17 protein-coding genes are annotated in these 16,888 nt (G+C 65.9%); 12 read left to right on the forward strand and 5 right to left on the reverse strand.

The window, feature by feature from the left end; genetic code table 11:
• Window positions 1–33 precede the first annotated feature (33 nt).
• Window positions 34–594, reverse strand: coding sequence for a TIGR01841 family phasin (gene phaP / locus ABC383_RS15005; protein WP_413014893.1), 561 nt, complete (start codon window positions 592–594; stop codon window positions 34–36).
• Window positions 595–757: 163 nt separating this feature from the next.
• Window positions 758–1,501 carry a M15 family metallopeptidase gene (locus ABC383_RS15010; RefSeq protein WP_413014894.1) on the reverse strand — a complete coding sequence of 248 codons (744 nt, stop codon included), beginning with the start codon at window positions 1,499–1,501 and terminating at the stop codon, window positions 758–760.
• Between the two features lie 148 nt (window positions 1,502–1,649).
• On the opposite strand from ABC383_RS15010, the gene ABC383_RS15015 reads away from it, so the two are divergent.
• The 3 genes from ABC383_RS15015 (at window position 1,650) to ABC383_RS15025 (ending at window position 5,409) form a co-directional block, all read left to right on the forward strand.
• Window positions 1,650–3,314 (forward strand): long-chain fatty acid--CoA ligase, encoded by a 1,665-nt coding sequence (locus ABC383_RS15015; protein ID WP_413014895.1) that lies wholly within the window; start codon window positions 1,650–1,652, stop codon window positions 3,312–3,314.
• A 63-nt stretch (window positions 3,315–3,377) separates the two neighbouring features.
• Window positions 3,378–4,868: a B12-binding domain-containing radical SAM protein gene (locus ABC383_RS15020; RefSeq protein WP_413014896.1), complete on the forward strand. Its 1,491-nt coding sequence runs from the start codon at window positions 3,378–3,380 to the stop codon at window positions 4,866–4,868.
• Between the two features lie 280 nt (window positions 4,869–5,148).
• Window positions 5,149–5,409, forward strand: a complete 261-nt coding sequence (locus ABC383_RS15025) for a hypothetical protein (protein WP_413014897.1) — start codon at window positions 5,149–5,151, stop codon at window positions 5,407–5,409.
• Window positions 5,410–5,821: 412 nt separating this feature from the next.
• Here ABC383_RS15025 and ABC383_RS15030 read toward each other — a convergent pair whose 3' ends face one another.
• Window positions 5,822–6,052, reverse strand: coding sequence for a DUF3717 domain-containing protein (locus tag ABC383_RS15030; protein ID WP_413014898.1), 231 nt, complete (start codon window positions 6,050–6,052; stop codon window positions 5,822–5,824).
• Between the two features lie 109 nt (window positions 6,053–6,161).
• On the opposite strand from ABC383_RS15030, the gene ABC383_RS15035 reads away from it, so the two are divergent.
• Window positions 6,162–6,872, forward strand: coding sequence for an alpha/beta fold hydrolase (locus ABC383_RS15035; protein ID WP_413014899.1), 711 nt, complete (start codon window positions 6,162–6,164; stop codon window positions 6,870–6,872).
• 141 nt (window positions 6,873–7,013) lie between these two features.
• Here ABC383_RS15035 and ABC383_RS15040 read toward each other — a convergent pair whose 3' ends face one another.
• Window positions 7,014–8,228 (reverse strand): MFS transporter, encoded by a 1,215-nt coding sequence (locus ABC383_RS15040; RefSeq protein ID WP_413014900.1) that lies wholly within the window; start codon window positions 8,226–8,228, stop codon window positions 7,014–7,016.
• Window positions 8,229–8,431: 203 nt separating this feature from the next.
• On the opposite strand from ABC383_RS15040, the gene ABC383_RS15045 reads away from it, so the two are divergent.
• The 3 genes from ABC383_RS15045 to ABC383_RS15055 all read left to right on the forward strand — a co-directional run bounded on the left by ABC383_RS15045 (window position 8,432) and on the right by ABC383_RS15055 (window position 11,639).
• On the forward strand, window positions 8,432–9,562 hold the full coding sequence (locus ABC383_RS15045; protein WP_413014901.1) for an alpha/beta hydrolase: 1,131 nt from the start codon (window positions 8,432–8,434) through the stop codon (window positions 9,560–9,562).
• 92 nt (window positions 9,563–9,654) lie between these two features.
• Window positions 9,655–11,145, forward strand: coding sequence for an AlkA N-terminal domain-containing protein (locus ABC383_RS15050; RefSeq protein ID WP_413014902.1), 1,491 nt, complete (start codon window positions 9,655–9,657; stop codon window positions 11,143–11,145).
• A 14-nt stretch (window positions 11,146–11,159) separates the two neighbouring features.
• Window positions 11,160–11,639 carry a methylated-DNA--[protein]-cysteine S-methyltransferase gene (locus ABC383_RS15055; RefSeq protein WP_413014903.1) on the forward strand — a complete coding sequence of 160 codons (480 nt, stop codon included), beginning with the start codon at window positions 11,160–11,162 and terminating at the stop codon, window positions 11,637–11,639.
• A 19-nt stretch (window positions 11,640–11,658) separates the two neighbouring features.
• Here the strand turns inward: ABC383_RS15055 and ABC383_RS15060 are convergent, their stop codons facing one another.
• Window positions 11,659–12,009 (reverse strand): hypothetical protein, encoded by a 351-nt coding sequence (locus ABC383_RS15060; protein ID WP_413014904.1) that lies wholly within the window; start codon window positions 12,007–12,009, stop codon window positions 11,659–11,661.
• A 237-nt stretch (window positions 12,010–12,246) separates the two neighbouring features.
• Here ABC383_RS15060 and ABC383_RS15065 point away from each other — a divergent pair, with 237 nt between their 5' ends.
• The 5 genes from ABC383_RS15065 to ABC383_RS15085 all read left to right on the forward strand — a co-directional run bounded on the left by ABC383_RS15065 (window position 12,247) and on the right by ABC383_RS15085 (window position 16,873).
• Complete coding sequence (locus ABC383_RS15065) at window positions 12,247–13,164, forward strand: cation diffusion facilitator family transporter (RefSeq protein WP_413014905.1); 918 nt, start codon at window positions 12,247–12,249, stop codon at window positions 13,162–13,164.
• 80 nt (window positions 13,165–13,244) lie between these two features.
• Window positions 13,245–13,655 (forward strand): gamma-glutamylcyclotransferase family protein, encoded by a 411-nt coding sequence (locus tag ABC383_RS15070; protein WP_413014906.1) that lies wholly within the window; start codon window positions 13,245–13,247, stop codon window positions 13,653–13,655.
• 70 nt (window positions 13,656–13,725) lie between these two features.
• Window positions 13,726–15,441 (forward strand): arginine--tRNA ligase, encoded by a 1,716-nt coding sequence (gene argS / locus ABC383_RS15075; protein ID WP_413014907.1) that lies wholly within the window; start codon window positions 13,726–13,728, stop codon window positions 15,439–15,441.
• 19 nt (window positions 15,442–15,460) lie between these two features.
• Window positions 15,461–16,177 carry an SPOR domain-containing protein gene (locus ABC383_RS15080; RefSeq protein ID WP_413014908.1) on the forward strand — a complete coding sequence of 239 codons (717 nt, stop codon included), beginning with the start codon at window positions 15,461–15,463 and terminating at the stop codon, window positions 16,175–16,177.
• A gap of 15 nt (window positions 16,178–16,192) precedes the next feature.
• On the forward strand, window positions 16,193–16,873 hold the full coding sequence (locus ABC383_RS15085; protein WP_413014909.1) for a thiol:disulfide interchange protein DsbA/DsbL: 681 nt from the start codon (window positions 16,193–16,195) through the stop codon (window positions 16,871–16,873).
• Window positions 16,874–16,888: the final 15 nt, after the last annotated feature.

The following is a 16,888-nucleotide window of genomic DNA, read 5'->3' on the forward strand; positions in this document are numbered from 1 at the left end:
GCAAGCGGTCCTTGTCAATGCGCGGCGGGCGGATTACTTCTTCGCGCGGCCGGTGGCTTTTTCAGCAGCCTGGGAGAACTGGTTTACCACGTTGGTGGCGTTGGCGTTCATCGTGTCGGCTGCCTGGCGGGTGGTCTTGGTCAGCTGCTCGTAGGCGGCATTGGCGTTGGCGATGGCGGTCTTGAGGATGGCGATCGCGTTTTCCGATCCCGGCGGCGCGTTCTTGGCGATGTCCTCGATCAGCGCGGTGACCTTGCGGGTGGTCTCGGCGATCTGGGCTTCGGCGGCGCGGGTGAACTCGGCCTGTGCATTGGAGGCGATGCTGGCCAGGTTGCGGCTGTAGGCAATCGCGGTCTCCGCGCTCGGCGGGTTCTGGGTGCTGACGGCAAAGAATTCCTGCGGGTCCTTGGCGGCCATGAGGCGCTGCGCGGTGGCGGTGGACTGCTCCAGCGATGCCTTGGCGACATTGACGTTCAATTCCACCAGTTGGGCGATGCTGGCGAAGGCCTTGTTGGTGAGTTCGGTGACGGCAGCGATCTGCTGGTCGAAGTTGGCTTTGGCTGCGTTGGAAATCTGGTCGTTATTGGGAAACATGTGATTCTCCTCGTGTGGATGAAGCGGTTATCAGCGCTGGCACATCGGCGAAAAAGACTTGCTACAACATGAAACCAGTTATTGTGCAGCGCAACATGACCATTCTAACTGTTTGATTTTGCATGTCAAGCATTAAATGTTGCGGTGCACAATAACTGCGATGCTACGGAGTTTGAACAGATGCACAAGTTGTGCCTGCCTTGCCGCGGCGTTCCCCAACGCAGCCGCGGTATGCCTTGATCTTCTGCAGGTAAAGCTGGCGCGCCTCCCGCTCCGGCAATGCGGCCAGCCGTTGCGCTAGTTCGCGGCTGAACTGGAAATGCTGGTAATCGAGTGGCGTGTCCCAGTCGCCGCCCCATACGGTGAAGCCGGCCGCGGCGAACAGGCCGGTCACGTCTTCTGCCATGCCGGGCCGGCCGGCGCGCCGGTTCAGGTAGCTTGTTCCGGCCGGCGGACTGACCCGCACCATGCCGCCATCGCCTGGCTGCAGGAAAGGGTTCTGCACCGGGTTGATATCGATGGCCAGGCCATAGGCATGCAGCGAGGGCGGGCCGCCGCCGGTGACCGCGCGCTGGTTGAAGGCGGAGGTGTTGTTGTCACGCATGGACGCGTCATCGTCACCGCCGTAATGGTCGATCAGCCGCACCCGGGCCAGCGGAAAGCGGCGCCGGTACAGCGCGTGGAACAGCTGGCTGACTTCCGGCGCCACGGCGTCCAGCACCATCATTTCGCCGTCGTCATGCCTGGCGCCGGAAAAATCGATATAGGGAAAGCGCACCACGGCCAGCCGGTCGCAGCCGACTGGCGCCTGGTCGCGCAGCACGCGGCTGGCTTTTAGCCGGTCGCAGGCCGACTGGTCGAGCGCAGCCAGCGCCGGCGTGGCCTGCAACGCAACGGTCGCCAGCATCAGCGAGAAAAGCCGAACGAATGAAGCACGATCCAATGAAAATCCCCGCAAATGTTTCATAAATGAAATTTTGTGAACGAACGTGCGGTTTTGCCAACCCCGTCCTATAATGTTCCGCAGCCTGTTTAAGACAAGAGAGAGCGAGACAATGAACACCACTCACTACAAGCACTGGCCGGCGGGCCTGCCTTACACTCTAACGCCGCCGGAAACCAGTCTCTACGTCAACCTGGAAATTTCGGCGCGCCGCTATCCCGGCAAGACCGCCCTGATCTTCTACGACGCCAAGCTGACCTATGCCGAGTTCGATGCCCAGGTGCGGGCGTTGGCCGGCTACCTGCAGCAGGACTGCGGCGTCCAGCGCGGCGACCGGGTGTTGCTCAACATGCAGAACAGCCCGCAATTCATCATCGCCTATTACGCCATCCTGCGCGCCGACGCGATGGTGGTGCCGGTCAACCCGATGCTGATGACCGACGAGCTGCGTCATTACGTCGAGGACAGCGGCGCGAAGGTTGCCATCACCTCCCAGGAAATCTTTTCCCGGCTGGCGCCGCTGGTCGGCAGCACCGGGCTGAAGCATGCCATCGTGGCCGCCTATTCCGACTACCTGCCCGCGCACACCGAACTGGCGGTGCCGGACTGGGTCAAAGCGCCGCGCGCCGCGCTGCAAGGCGAAGGCGTGGCGTCCTGGCACGATGCGCTGCAGGCTGCGCGCGCGCCGGCGCCACATCAGGCGGGGCCGTCCGACCTCGCCGTGATGCCTTACACCTCGGGCACCACCGGCAAGCCCAAGGGCTGCGTGCATCTGCACCGCTCGGTGATGGCATCGGCCGTGTCCAGCATCGCCTGGTCGATCGCCTCGGTGCCGGACCAGGTCACGCTGGCCGTGCTGCCCTTCTTCCATGTGACCGGCATGCAGGTCAGCATGAATGCGCCGATCTTCAACGGCGGCAGCATCGTGGTGCTGCCGCGCTGGGACCGCGACGTTGCCGGCCAGCTGATCACCCGCTATGGCGTGACCGCCTGGACCAGCATCCCGACCATGATGATCGACTTCCTGTCCAATCCGCGGCTGTCGGAGTACGACATCTCCAGCCTGCGCCGGGTGTCCGGCGGCGGCGCGGCGATGCCGGCGGCGATCGCGCAGAAGTTGCTGGACCTGACCGGCCTGCAGTACATGGAAGGCTATGGGCTGTCTGAAACCATCGCGGCAACCCACACCAATCCGCCGCAAATGCTCAAGCAGCAGTGCCTGGGCATTCCGCTGTTCGGCGTCGATTCCCGCATCGTCGACCCGGCCACGATGGCCACGCTGCCGCCGGGCGAGGTCGGCGAGATCATCATGAACGGGCCGCAGGTGTTCGAGGGCTACTGGAACGACCCGGCCAAGACCGCCGAGGCATTCACCGAGATCGACGGCAAGCGCTTCTTCCGCTCGGGCGACCTGGGCTACATGGACGAGGACGGCTTCTTCTTCTTTACCGACCGCCTGAAGCGCATGATCAATGCGTCCGGCTTCAAGGTCTGGCCGGCGGAGGTGGAGGCGATGATGTACCAGCATCCGGCGGTGCAGGAATGCTGCATCATCGCCGCGCGCGACCCGTACCGCGGCGAAACCGTGAAGGCGGTGATCGTCAAGAAGCCGGCGGCCGAAGCCACCGCGGAAGACATCATGCAATGGGCGCATGCCAAGATGGCGGCCTACAAGGTGCCCAAGCTGGTGGAGTTCGTCGACGCGCTGCCCAAGTCCGCCACCGGCAAGGTGATGTGGCGCTCGCTGCAGGAAAAGGAAATGAGCAAGCAGGCATAGCCGGCCGCCGGCAGGCCACGGGGCAGGCGCGTAAAATGGCGGTTTCGCCGCGCGCCTGCCTTCATGACCATACTGCTTTCCACCCTCAACGCCCGCTACGCCCACGCTTCGCTGGGCCTGCGTTATCTGCTCGCCAACATGGGCGAGCTGCAGTCCGTCACCTCGCTGCAGGAATTCGTGATTGGCGCCCGCACCACCGACCTGGTGGAAAAGCTGCTGGCGCACAAGCCGCGCATCATCGGTTTCGGCGTCTATATCTGGAACGTCGAGGAAACCACGAAGCTGGTGGCCTTGCTCAAGCGGGTCGCGCCGGAAGTGGTGATCATCCTCGGCGGGCCGGAAGTCTCGCATGAGCATGGCGAACAGGAGATCGTGCGGCTGGCCGATTACCTGGTGACCGGCTGGGGCGACATTACCTTTCCACGTCTGTGCCGCGAAGTGCTGCACGGGCCCAAGCCCTTGATGAAGGTGCATGCGGGCGAGCAGCCGCCGATGTCGGACATCGCGCTGCCCTATGAACTCTATACCGACGAGGACATCGCGCACCGCACGCTGTATGTGGAAGCCTCGCGCGGCTGCCCGTTCAAGTGCGAGTTCTGCCTGTCGTCGCTGGACAAGACCGCCTGGCCGTTCGAGCTGGAGCGCTTCCTGGCCGAGCTGGAAAGCCTGCATGCCCGTGGCGCGCGGCTGTTCAAGTTCGTGGACCGCACCTTCAACCTGAATGTGAAGACCAGCCTGCGCATCATGCAGTTCTTCCTCGACAAGCTGGAAGCCCATCCCGATGATCTGGTCTATGCCCACTTCGAAGTGGTGCCCGACCATCTGCCGGATGCGCTGAAGGAAAGCATCCTGCGCTTCCCGGCCGGCACGCTGCAGTTCGAGATTGGCATCCAGTCCTTCAATCCGGAGGTGCAGACGCTGGTAAGCCGGCGCCAGAACAACGAGAAGGCGGCCGAGAACATCCGCTGGCTGTGCCAGCATTCGGAAGCACATCTGCACGTGGACCTGATCGCCGGCCTGCCGGGCGAGGACCTGGAGAGCTTTGCGCGCGGCTTCGACAAGCTGTGGGCGCTCAAGCCCCATGAAATCCAGTTCGGCATCCTGAAGCGGCTGCGCGGCACGCCCATCATCCGCCACACCGAAGCCTTCGGCATGGTGTATGACCCGCATCCGCCGTACACCATCCTGGCCAACGACCGCATCGACTTCGCCACCATGCAGCGCCTGGTGCGCTTTGCCCGCTACTGGGACCTGGTCGCCAATTCGGGCCGCTTCGCCCATACGCTGGACATGGTGCTGGGCGAGGCGCCGTTCGAGCGTTTCATGGCGCTGTCGGACTGGCTGTATGCCAACACCGATGCGACGCACCGCATCGCGCTGGACCGGCTGGCTGGCCTGGTCACGCGCTGGCTGGTGCTGCAGGGATGGCCGGAGCCGGAAGTGCGCATGGCCATGGCGCGCGACTACGCCGGCAAGACGCGGCATGCCGAGCCGGAAGGCAAGAAGGCGGCGCCGCAGCGGCAGGCGCGGCATCTGGAGAAGACGGCGTCGTAGGGGTGGGGGGGCAGCTACGGTTGCAGTTGCAGTTGCTTTTGAAGTGGCCGTTGTCGTTGCCGTTGTTTTTGAAGTTGCAGTGGCTTTTGAAGTGGCCGTTGCAGTGAAGTCCCGTTGAGCGCGCCGTGTCAGCGGTGCCCGGAGCGGGAAAAGGTGCGGCGTCTGTCTGAGCCAAGCGCAGCTTGGCGAGTTTAGCCGCGCCCCGCTCCGGGTACCGCTGACACGGGAACCCCCGCGCAGCGGGGGCGCGATCATCGGGTCGCCTTTTTTGGTTACTTTTTTGGCGAAGCAAAAAAGTAACCCGGCCGCCGGGACGGACTCCCGGCTTGTCTCCACAGCAGTGCAATCGCCTTGCGTCACCCGGCAAGGCACGGGCAGCACTGTCGTAGTTGATGTTGACGTTCGTATTGAAACTTCAAACTTCAAACTTCAAACTTCAAACTTCAAACTTCAAACTTCAAACTTCAAACTTCAAACTTCAAACTTCAAACTTCAAACTTCAAACTTCAAACTTCAAAAGCCAACTGCTGCTTCGCAGTGACGCCTTTACGCCTGGTGAAACAAGCCGACTGCACTGTCGTCATGACCAGGCCGGGTGTTCGCCCCGGCAGGCGACCTACTTCTTTTGCTTCGCCAAAAGAAGTAGGCAAGAAAAGGCGACCCGGTGATCGCGCCCTCGCTGCGCGAGGGTCCCCGTGCCGTCGATGCATGGAGCGGGGCGCGGCTAAACTCGCCAAGCTACGCTTGGCTCAGACAGACGCCGCACCTTTTCCCGCTCCACGCACCGACGGCACGGCGCGCTCAACGGGACTTAAAGGCAACTTCAGAAGCAACTGCAGCAGCAACGGCAACGGCAACGGCAACGGCAACGGCAACGGCAACGGCAGAGAAACTGCGTCCGAATCGACTCCGCCGCCCGCCGTCGGCGTCAGGCCAGGCAGCCCGGCCCCCCCTTACACCCGCTGGCTGCGCCAGGCCTCGATCAGGGCCAGCACGTCGGCACCGATGCGGGCAAGCGGCAGGCTGTGCAGCCGCTCGTAGATCATCAGCGCATAGACCTCGGCCAGCCGGTTGACTTCCGGCGACAGCGAATGTTCCTCGCCGCGCGAAGGTCGCAGGTTGCGCCAGTAATTGATCGCCTGTTCCAGTTCGGCGAGCGGGATGTCGCTTGAGTTGGTGTCCATCGCTGCATTCTAACCGCGCTGCCGCTCTGGACGCTGCGCCCGGTCAGAACAGGCGCGCATCGCGGCGTCGGCCTTATCATCTGAGCTCCCATAAAAAAACGGAGACGACATGACTTTCGTATTGATACACGGCGCCTGGCATGGCGGCTGGTGCTGGCGCGACGTGGCGGCGCAGTTGCGCGCCGCCGGCCACGAGGTGTACACCCCCACCATGACCGGACTGGGCGAGCGCGCCCATCTGCTGGATGAACGCACCGGGCTTTCCACCTTCATCGCCGATGCCTGCGCCGTGATCGAATGCGAGGAGCTGAGCGACATCGTGCTGGTCGGGCACAGCTTCGGCGGACTGGTGATCAGCGGCGTCGCCGAGCGCATGAGGGAGCGCATCGCGCACCTGGTCTACCTCGATGCGCTGGTGGTGGAGAATGGACAGTCGGGCCTGGGCATCCTGCCGGAAGCGGTGCAGCGCGAGCGCAGCAGGACGATCGACCCGGAAGGCCTGCGCATGGCCATCCCGACGCCCGACAAGTTCGGCGTCAGCGAGCCGCAGCAGGTTGCATGGCTGATGCGCCGGCTCACTCCGCATCCGCTGAAGGCCTACACCGAGCCGCTGGCATTGCGGCATCCAGTGGGCAATGGCTTGCCCAGGACCTATATCGCCGTCACCGATCCCTGGTATCCACCGCTGGCGGGCATCCGCGAGCGGCTGCGCGCCCAGCCGGACTGGGGCTGGCGCGAGATCGCCGCCGGGCATGATGCGATGCTGACCTCGCCGCAAGCGCTGACGGACATGCTGCTGGAGATCGCGGCGGCGCGCTGACCCGCCTGCGCTACATGCACAGCAGGATCTGGTTGGCAAGGTCGACGAGAAAGCCTGGCCGCAGGTAGGCCAGGAATACCAGCGCCAGCAGCGCCGCCGCGGCAAGCCATCCGGCCAGGCGCCATCGCATGGCGCGCGCCTTCAGGCAGGCACCGCCTGGGCCCGCGCGATCGGCTTTTCATCGATCGGCAGGTTGATCAGCGCGGCGAAGATGCCCAGCGCAATGGTGATCATCCAGACGGTGTTGTAGTTGCCTTGCCGGGTGAAGAGAAAGCCGCCCAGCCAGACGCCCAGGAAGCTGCCGACCTGGTGCGAGAAGAACACGAAGCCCGACAGCATCGACAGGTAGCGCACGCCGAAGATGCCGGCGATCACGCCATTGGTCAGCGGCACCGTGGACAGCCACAGCACGCCCATCGCCGCGGAAAATACATAGACCGACAGCGGCGTGAGCGGCAGCAGCAGGAACAGCGCAATCGCCGCGGCCCGCGCCAGGTAAATGGACGACAGCAGGTAACGCTTGGGCAGCCAGCCGCCGAGCCGTCCGGCGCCGTAGGAACCGAAGATGTTGAACAGGCCGATCAGGGCCAGCGCCATCACCGCCACGCCGGGATCGGTCAGGCCGCGGTCCTTCAGGTAGGCCGGCATGTGCACGCCGATGAACACCAGCTGGAAGCCGCAGACGAAGTAACCCGCCAGCAGCAGCAGGAAGGGCCGGTAGCCAAAGGCTTCGCGTATCGCCTCCGGCATGCTTTGCTGCGGTCCGGAACGGCTCGGCTTGGGTTCGTGCAGAAAGGTCGCCATCGGGATCATCACCAGCAGCACCAGGGCGGCGAGCGCCAGGAAGGCATGCTGCCAGCCGATGGCGCCAATCAGCTGCTGCTCGATCGGCATCAGCGCGAACTGGCCGAAGGAGCTGGCCGCGCCAGAGATGCCAAAGGCCCAGGAGCGTTTTTCTTCAGGCGCGGTGCGGCCGATGATGCCGCTCATTGCGCCGAATGCGGTGCAGGCCAGCGCGCCGCCGATCAGCAGGCCCGAGCCGGCCACGAACAGCACCGGCTGGGTGACGAAAGCCATCCACAGCAGCCCGGCCGCATACAGCAGCGCACCGAATATCGCGACGCGGGCGGTGCCCCAGCGGTCCACCGCCATGCCGGCGAATGGCCCGAACGCGCCCCACATCAGGTTCTGCAGCGCCATCGCCAGCGAATAGGTTTCGCGGGTCCAGTTATTGGCTTGCGAAATCGGCTGCAGCCAGAAGCCGAAGCCGTGGCGCACGCCCATGGCCAGGGTCAGGATCAGGCCGGTGCAGAGCAGGATGGTTTTCAGACTGGGCGCGCGGGTGGCGGGAGACATGATGTTGTCGTTTTATTTTTGAAAGCAAAGAGTGTAGCGCAGCAGGGCCGTTCGCACAGCGAACGTCGGATTGGCAGGGGGAGCGGCCGTGTTCCGTCTGCCAGCCTTGTCAAACAGGCAAATCCTTGATGCAATCGACTGCGAAACGTCGAACCGCAGCGCCTGTTTTTCCCTCTAATACAGGACCAGACAAGGAGAGCGCGATGGCCGAGCAGCATGCAGCGCAGGCGCAGGAAAACCCGGGCGCGGTTGTCGATGGCGCCATGGCGGCGGAACCCGATGCGACGGCGGTCACGTCGGTGCGACGCATCGCCGGCCCCGACAGCCGGCTCATCGCCGGCGCCGCCGGCGTGGCCAGCTTCCTGTGGGCCGGCTTCGCGGCGGTGGTGTTCGCCCGCCAGACCCACCTGGTGTTCAATCCGGTGCGCGAACCGGAAGTCCAGCGACCGCGCAGCGCCGGCCATCGCACCCGCCGCGTGGTGCTGCGCGCCGCCGACGGCACCCGGCTGTGCGGCTGGCTGATGACCCCGCATGCGCCGGGCCGCCATCCCGGCGTGCTGTACTTTGGCGGACGTTCCGAGGAAGTCAGCTGGGTGGCGCGCGACGCCAGCCGCATGTTTCCCGGTATGACGGTGCTGGCGATGAATTACCGCGGCTACGGCGAATCGAGCGGCGTGCCGGGCGAGGCAGCCATCATGCAGGATGCCTCCATGCTGTGGGACTGGCTGGCCGCGCATCACAGGGTGGATGCGCGGCGGGTGGCAGTGGTCGGACGCAGCCTGGGTTCGGGCGTGGCGGTGCAGGTGGCGGCGCAGCGGCCGGTGGCGTCGCTGGCCCTGATCACGCCCTACGATTCGCTGGTGTCGCTGGCGCGCCGGCGCTTCTTCCGCACGATCCCGGTGGCGTGGATGCTGCGCCATCGCTTCGAGTCGGTGAAATTCGCCGCGCGGCTGCAGACCCGCATCCTGGTGCTGCGCGCCGAGCAGGACGACGTGGTGCCGCCGGCGCATACCGACAGGTTCGTCGCCAGCCTGCCGTCGCAGCCGCTGGACCAGACCATCGCCGGCTCCGACCACTGCACGATTCCTTATCTCGAAGCGGCGCAGCAGGCCATTGCCGGCTTCCTGCATGCCGGCTTCCAGCGCCTGCCCGAATCCTCGCCGGCGGTGGAGGAGGCGACCGCGGTGGCCGCGATATCGGCTGTGGCCAGCGCGTCGGCGGCGGCGGTCGCGGCGGCCGACGGCAGCGCGCCGGCGGTGGCCGGCGCCAGGCTGGTGGCCGAGGCGGCGGCGCTGGCGACCATGGCCGCCGCCCAGGCCGCCGACCGGCCCTGAGCCAGCGCCAGTTCCGCCACGTCACAAGCTGGCGAAACTGACGTCCGAAAACGGCTAGACGCTGGCTGGCGCGGCGCGTATAAATCGGCTGCATGAGCACCACCTTCGATCATCCGCCCGACCCTGACAGCTGCTACCGCGCGCTGCTTGCGCGCGACGCCCGCTTCGACGGCGTCTTCTTCACCGGCGTGAAAACCACCGGCATCTATTGCCGCCCGGTGTGCGCGGTGCGTCCGCCGCGCCGCTCCTCCTGCGAATTCTTTTCCAGCGCCGCGGCCGCCGAGGCGGCGGGCTTTCGTCCCTGCCTGCGCTGCCGGCCCGAGCTGGCGCCCTATGCGCTGCAGCAGAACCTGGCCCATGCGGTATGGCAGCGCATCGCCGCCGGCGCATTGAACGAAGGCGGCGGCGATGACGGCGGCGCGCTCGAGCGGCTGGCGGCCGAGGTGGGACTGTCGTCGCGCCAGGTGCGCCGGGTGCTGCTGCGCCACTTTGGCGTCACGCCGGTGGAACTGGCCCAGACCCAGCGCCTGCTGTTTGCCAAGAAGCTGCTGCAGGAAACCCTGCTGCCCATGCCCGATGTGGCGTTTGCGGCGGGCTTTCGCAGCGTGCGCCGCTTCAATGCGCTGTTCGTCAGCCGCTACCGGATGGCGCCGGGCGCCTTGCGCCGCGCCGGCGGCGAAGGCATCGATGACGGCGCGCTGACGCTGCGGCTGGCCTACCGGCCGCCCTATGCCTGGGACCAGATGCTGCGCTATCTGCAGCGGCGCGCCATACCCGGCGTGGAAGCGGTGCGCGAGCAAGGCGGCGAGCTGCATTACCTGCGCAGCGTGCGGCTGCAGGGCGGGCAGGGCTGGCTGCGCGTGTCGCACCTGCCGCAGCGCGGCCAGCTGCAGCTGCAGACGGCCGCTTCGCTGGCGCCATGGCTCATGCCGTTGGCCGCGCGGATACGCAGCCAGTTCGACCTCGACGCCAACCCGACCGCCATCGAAGCGCACCTGGCCGGTGACAGCCTGCTGGCGGCGAGGATGGCCGCGGCGCCCGGCCTGCGCGTGCCCGGCGCCTTCGACCTCTTCGAACTGGCAGTGCGCGCGGTGCTGGGACAGCAGATCAGCGTGGCCGGCGCCACCACGCTGTCGGGCCGTCTGGCGCAACGTTTCGGCCGGCCCGCCGCGACGCCGTTTCAGGAGGTCGGGTTGCATTTTCCCCTGGCCGAAGAACTGGCGGCGGCTCCGCTGGAGGCCATCGCCGGCTGCGGCCTGCCGCTTGCGCGCGCGCGCACGCTGGCGGCGCTGGCGCACTTTGCCGCGGCGGGTGGACTGGCGTTCGCGCCGGGCACCGGCCTTGCCGATGCGGTGGCACGCCTGAAGACCGTGCCCGGCATCGGCGAATGGACCGCGCAATACATCGCCCTGCGCGGGCTGCGTTTTCCGGATGCGTTCCCGGCCGGCGATCTGGGCCTGCAGAAGGCGGCGTCAGGCATCGAAGGCGGGCGTCTGGAGGAAGCGCAACTGCTGGCGCGCGCCGCCGCCTGGGCGCCCTGGCGCGGCTATGCGGCGCTGCTGCTATGGCATGGACTGCAATGACAAGGAGAAGCGCGATGATTCATTACCGCATGCATGAAAGCCCGCTGGGCAGGCTGCTGCTGGCGGCAAGCGATGCCGGCCTGTGCGGCCTGTATTTCGAGGAGCACCGGCATTTCCGCGGTGTTGAGGGATGGCGTGAAGGAGAACATCCGCACCTGGAGCGTGCGGCAACGCAGCTGGATGCGTATTTCAATGGCAGCCTGCGTCGCTTCGATCTGCCATTGGACTTGCGCGGCACGCCGTTTCAGCAAGCCGTATGGCGCCAGTTGTCGACCGTGGTTTATGGCGCCACGACGAGCTACCTGTCGCATGCCTGCGCCATCGGCGCGGAGCGGGCGGTGCGGGCAGTGGGCAGTGCGATAGGACGCAACCCTCTGTCGATCATCATTCCATGCCACCGCATCGTGGGTAGCGACGGCAAGTTGACGGGATACGCCGGCGGCCTTGAACGCAAGCGCTATCTGCTTGCGTTCGAAGCCGCCGACGCGGCCTAGCGGCCGCAGTGAAGCCGGCTCAGCGGCTCATGCTGCCCGAGCCGGTGCCCATGCCCGTGCCGCCCATGCCGCCGGTGGGCTGCGCTGAGTTCGGATCTGCCGGCGTGCCGGCGGTGCCTTTCGAGCCTGGCATGGTGGACGTGCCGGGAGCCGTGTAGGCGCCGGACGTGGTTTGCGCCCGGTTGGCGCCGGCGGTGCCGCCCTGTCCCATGCTGGAGCTGCCGGTGGAGCCCATGCTGGATGCGCCGGTGCTGGACGAGCCCATGCTGGACGAACCCATGTTCGACGAACCCATGCGCGACGACGAATCCATGCCGCTACAGGCGCTCAGCGCCACCACGCACATGGCGGAAAGTATCAGCTTCTTCATCACTATCTCCTTTGAACGTTTGTCAGATGCGGCGCCATCGGCGGCCGCAATGTTTGTCATAGCTACAATGGATAGAGGGCCCGTTGAAAACCGAAGTTCCTGCCGCACGGCGGCCGGCGTCGGCTTGCGTTGATGGCAATCAACCGGACAAACACAGCGGCAAGGCCGCTTGCGTTGATCGATATCGTTTCCGCGCCAGGCTGGATAAGGTGACGCTTTCATCAGCGAGCGCACCACATGGCCACGCAGGACACATCCAACAAGCCCATCTTCTATGCGCTGGGCGCCAATGGCGGCATCGCCGCGGCCAAGTTCGCCGCCGCGCTCTATACCGGTTCCGGCGCAATGCTGGCCGAAGCCATCCACTCCCTGGCCGACTGCACCAACCAGCTGTTCCTGCTGCGCGGGCTGAAGGAGGCGAAGAAGCCGCCCGATGAGTCCCATCCGATGGGTTACGGCCGGGTCGTCTATTTCTGGGCCATGATGGTCGCGCTCCTGCTGTTCTTCCTCGGCGGCGCGTTTTCGGTGATGCAGGGCATCGAGCACCTGCGCGATCCCGAGCCGCTGAGCAATGTCTATGTCGCGTTGGGCGTGCTGGGCGTGTCGGTGGCGCTGGAGAGCTTCTCGCTGTATGGCGCGATGAAGGAGATACGCAAGACGTCCGGCGACAAGCCCTTCTTCCGCTGGTTCCGGGAGACCCGGCAGTCGGAACTGCTGGTGGTGGCGGGCGAGGACATTGCCGCGCTGTGCGGCCTGTCGCTGGCCTTCATCGCCGTGCTGCTGACGGTCGTGACCGGCAACCCGATATGGGATGCCTGCGGCACCATCGCGGTGGGCGTGCTGCTGATGGTGGTGGCGATCTTCATCACCCATGAGGTCAAGGGCATGATCACCGGCGAATCGGCCGCCCCGGAAGTGCATGCGGCGATCAAGGCGCATATCCTGGCGCGCCCGGAAGTGGACCACGTGATCCACCTGATCACGGTGCAATGGGGTTCGCAGCTGATGGTGGCGGTGCAGGCGCGCATGCATGCGCAGCCGAGCGACCACGCACTGGTGGAAGCCATCAACACGGTGGAGGAAACCATACAGCAGCGCTGGCCGACGGTGAAATGGTGTTTCTTCGAGCCGGACTTCAAGCCCGGGGCGGACTGAGCGCCGGTTCGCCTGTCCGGCAGCAACCGGGCAGCAACGGCTATCATGCGACCTGCCTGTCCAGCCAAAGAGGAAGCAGCGTGAGCGCCCACATCTTTACCTATGGTTCCCTGATGTTTGCCGAAGTGTGGCAGCCGCTGGTCGGCGGCCGCTACCGGTCCGAGCCGGCCGTCCTGCCGGGTTACCGCCGCTTTGCGGTGCCCGGCGTGGCCTATCCCGGCATCGTGGCCGCGCCCGGGCAGGCGGTGGCGGGCCTGCTGTACCGCGATGTCGCGCCAGACGACCTGGCCCGGCTCGATCTCTTCGAGGGCGCCGAGTACCGGCGCGACGCGCTGCCGGTCACGCTGGCGGACGGTTCGGCGCTGGTTGCCGAAACCTATGTCTGGCTGGACCACGGCAGGCTGTCGGACGACGCCTGGCTGCCGGAGGCTTTCCGGCTGCGCGAATTCATCATGACCTACGCCCCCGCATCGGCTCTGCGCGACAGTTAAGGCCGTCCAAGCCAGTATAATCAGGCGTTTTGAGCCATCCGCGGGCATGTGCCCGCGCCAACCGAGTCCCATGCTAGCCTCCCAAAAACACCAGATCATTTCCCTGTTCCAGAACGCCCTGACGCCGCTGGTGGCCGGAACCGGACTGCAACCGAATGTCGTGCTGGAGCGCCCGCGCGACCCGTCGCATGGCGACGTGGCCTGCAATATCGCGCTGCAGCTGGCCAAGCCGATGAAGAAGAATCCGCGCGAACTGGCGCAGGCGCTGGCGGCGGCGGTGCTGGCCGACCCGGCCCGCGCGGGCCTGGTGGACGCGGTCGAGATCGCCGGCCCCGGCTTCATCAACCTGCGGCTGTCGGCTGCCTCGAAGCAGGCGGTGGTGACGGAAATCATGCGCCAGGGCGAGGCCTACGGCCAGGGCGAACAGGGCGCAGGCCAGCGGGTGCTGGTGGAATTCGTGTCCGCCAACCCGACCGGCCCGCTGCATGTGGGACACGGCCGCCAGGGCGCGCTGGGCGACGCGATGTCGGCGCTGCTGGCCTCGCAGGGCTATGACGTGACCCGCGAGTTCTATTACAACGACGCCGGCGTGCAGATCGCCACGCTGGCCAACTCGGTGCAGGCCCGCGCCCGCGGCCACAAGCCCGGCGACGCCGGCTGGCCCGAGAATGCCTACAACGGCGACTACATCGCCGACATTGCGCGCGACTTTCTGAACCGGGACACCATCGGCGACGCAAGCGCCAGCGGCGACGTCGAGGACATCGAATCGATCCGCCGCTATGCGGTGGCCTATCTGCGCCGCGAGCAGGACCTGGACTTGAACGCCTTCGGCGTGGCCTTCGACAACTACTACCTGGAGTCTTCGCTCTACACCGACGGCCGGGTCGAGCGCGCGGTGGCGGCGCTGGTCGCGGCCGGCAAGACCTACGAGCAGGATGGCGCGCTCTGGCTGCGCACCACCGACTACGGCGACGACAAGGACCGGGTGATGAAGAAGTCCGACGGCACCTATACCTATTTCGTGCCGGACGTGGCCTACCACATCACCAAGTGGGAGCGCGGCTTCCACAAGGTCATCAACGTGCAGGGCAGCGACCACCATGGCACCATCGCCCGCGTGCGCGCCGGCCTGCAGGCGGTCGGCATCGGCATCCCGGAGGGGTATCCGGACTACGTGCTGCACAAGATGGTGACCGTGATGCGCAACGGCGAGGAGGTCAAGATCTCCAAGCGCGCCGGTTCCTACGTGACGCTGCGCGACCTGATCGAATGGTCGGCCGGCGAGGCCGTCGACAGCGCGCCGCGCGACCTGACCCGCGGCCGCGATGCGGTGCGCTTCTTCCTGATCTCGCGCAAGGCCGACACCGAGTTCGTGTTCGACGTCGACCTGGCGCTGGCGCAGTCGGACGAGAACCCGGTCTATTACGTGCAGTACGCCCATGCTCGCATCTGCTCGGTGCTGGGCCAGTGGGGCGGCGACGAGGCCAGCCTCGCCAATGTCGACCTGGCGCCGCTGACGGCGCCGCGCGAGGCGGCGCTGCTCTCCAAGCTGGCCGAATACCCGGAAGCGTTGCAGAAAGCCATGGAGGAACTGGGACCGCACCAGGTGGCGTTCTACCTGCGCGACCTGGCTGGCGAACTGCACAGCTACTACAATGCCGAACGGGTGCTGGTGGACGACATGCCCACCCGCATGGCGCGCCTGGCGTTGCTGGTGGCCACCCGTCAGGTGCTGCGCAACGGCCTGGCGCTGATTGGCGTCTCGGCGCCGGCCCGGATGTAAGTCTGAATTTCGAGGAAGCATGATCCATCAACGCAACAGGCAGGCCGGCGGCACGCTGCTGGGCCTGATCATCGGTCTTATCATCGGCCTGGCCATCGCGGTCGGCGTCGCCATCACCATCAAGAACACGCCGCTGCCCTTCGTCAACAAGCTTGGCAAGCAGGACAAGGCGCAGGACAGGGGGCCGGACCGGGTGGCGGCGCCCAACACCAGCAATGCGCCGCCGCCGGCCGCGCCGACCGGGCCGTCGGACCCGAACAAGCCGCTGTACGGCAACCGTGAAGCGGCGCGCCAGGCCGCCAAGGACGTGCCGCGCAAGAGCGACGAGGAAGCCGCGATCGACGCCGAGCTGGAAGCCAAGAAGGCCGAGGCGCAGCGCGAGGAGCAGAAGCGGACCGAGGCGCGGCAACGCGCTGAAGCCAGGGCGGCGCTGGCGCGCGAAGCCGCCAAGCCGCCGGTAGTGGAGCGCTCCACCGAAGGCGGCGGCGCGGTCGACGACAAATTCACCTATTATCTGCAGGCTGGCGCATTCCTGGAGCGTAACGATGCCGAGAACGCCAAGGCAAAGCTGGCGCTGATGGGCCTGTCGGCCAATATCGCCGAGCGCAAGACCGACAACGGCACCCTTTACCGGGTGCGGCTCGGTCCGTTCGGCAATCTGGAAACCATGAACCGGGTACGATCCCGGTTGAGCGACAACGGCGTGGATGTGGCCGTGGTTCGCGTCCCCAAATAAACAGAAGGAGTGGCGATGAAGTTGATGAAACAGATGCTGGCAGCAGTCAGCCTGGCAGTAATAGCGGCAACGGCGCATGCGTCCCCGCAGGCGCCGGTCAACGGCAGCGACTACAAGACCCTGGAAAAGGCGCAGCCCACCGAATCGGCCGGCAAGGTGGAAGTCACCGAGTTCTTCTGGTATTCCTGCCCGCACTGCTTCGCACTTGAGCCATCGCTGGTGGAATGGGTGAAGAAGCAGGGCAACGCGATTTCCTTCAAGCGGGTGCCGGTGGCTTTCCGTCCTTCCTTCGTGCCGCAGCAGAAGCTGTACTACACGCTGGAAGCCATGGGCCGCCTGAACGACCTGCATCCCAAGGTGTTCCACGCGATCCATGCCGAGCGCAAGCCGCTGGAGAGCGACGCCGCGATCGCCGATTACATCGCCGCGCAGGGCGTGGACAAGGCCAAGTTCCTGGAGGTGTACAACTCCTTCGGCGTGCAGACCAAGGCCAAGCGCGCGGCTGCGCTGCAGGAAGCCTACAAGATCGACGGCGTGCCCACGCTGGCCATCGACGGCCGCTACATGACCTCGCCTTCCATCGTGGGCGCGGCCATGGGCGGACGGCAGCCGGAAAACGTGCTGCATGAGTCGGCGCTGCAGGTGGCGAGCTTCCTGGTGGACAAGGCTGCCAAGGAGCAGGCGACGAAGAAGTAATCATCCCGTTGGATG

The sequence above is a fragment of the Noviherbaspirillum phoenicis genome, from assembly GCF_047237965.1.
Taxonomy (GTDB): Bacteria; Pseudomonadota; Gammaproteobacteria; order Burkholderiales; family Burkholderiaceae_D; genus Noviherbaspirillum_A.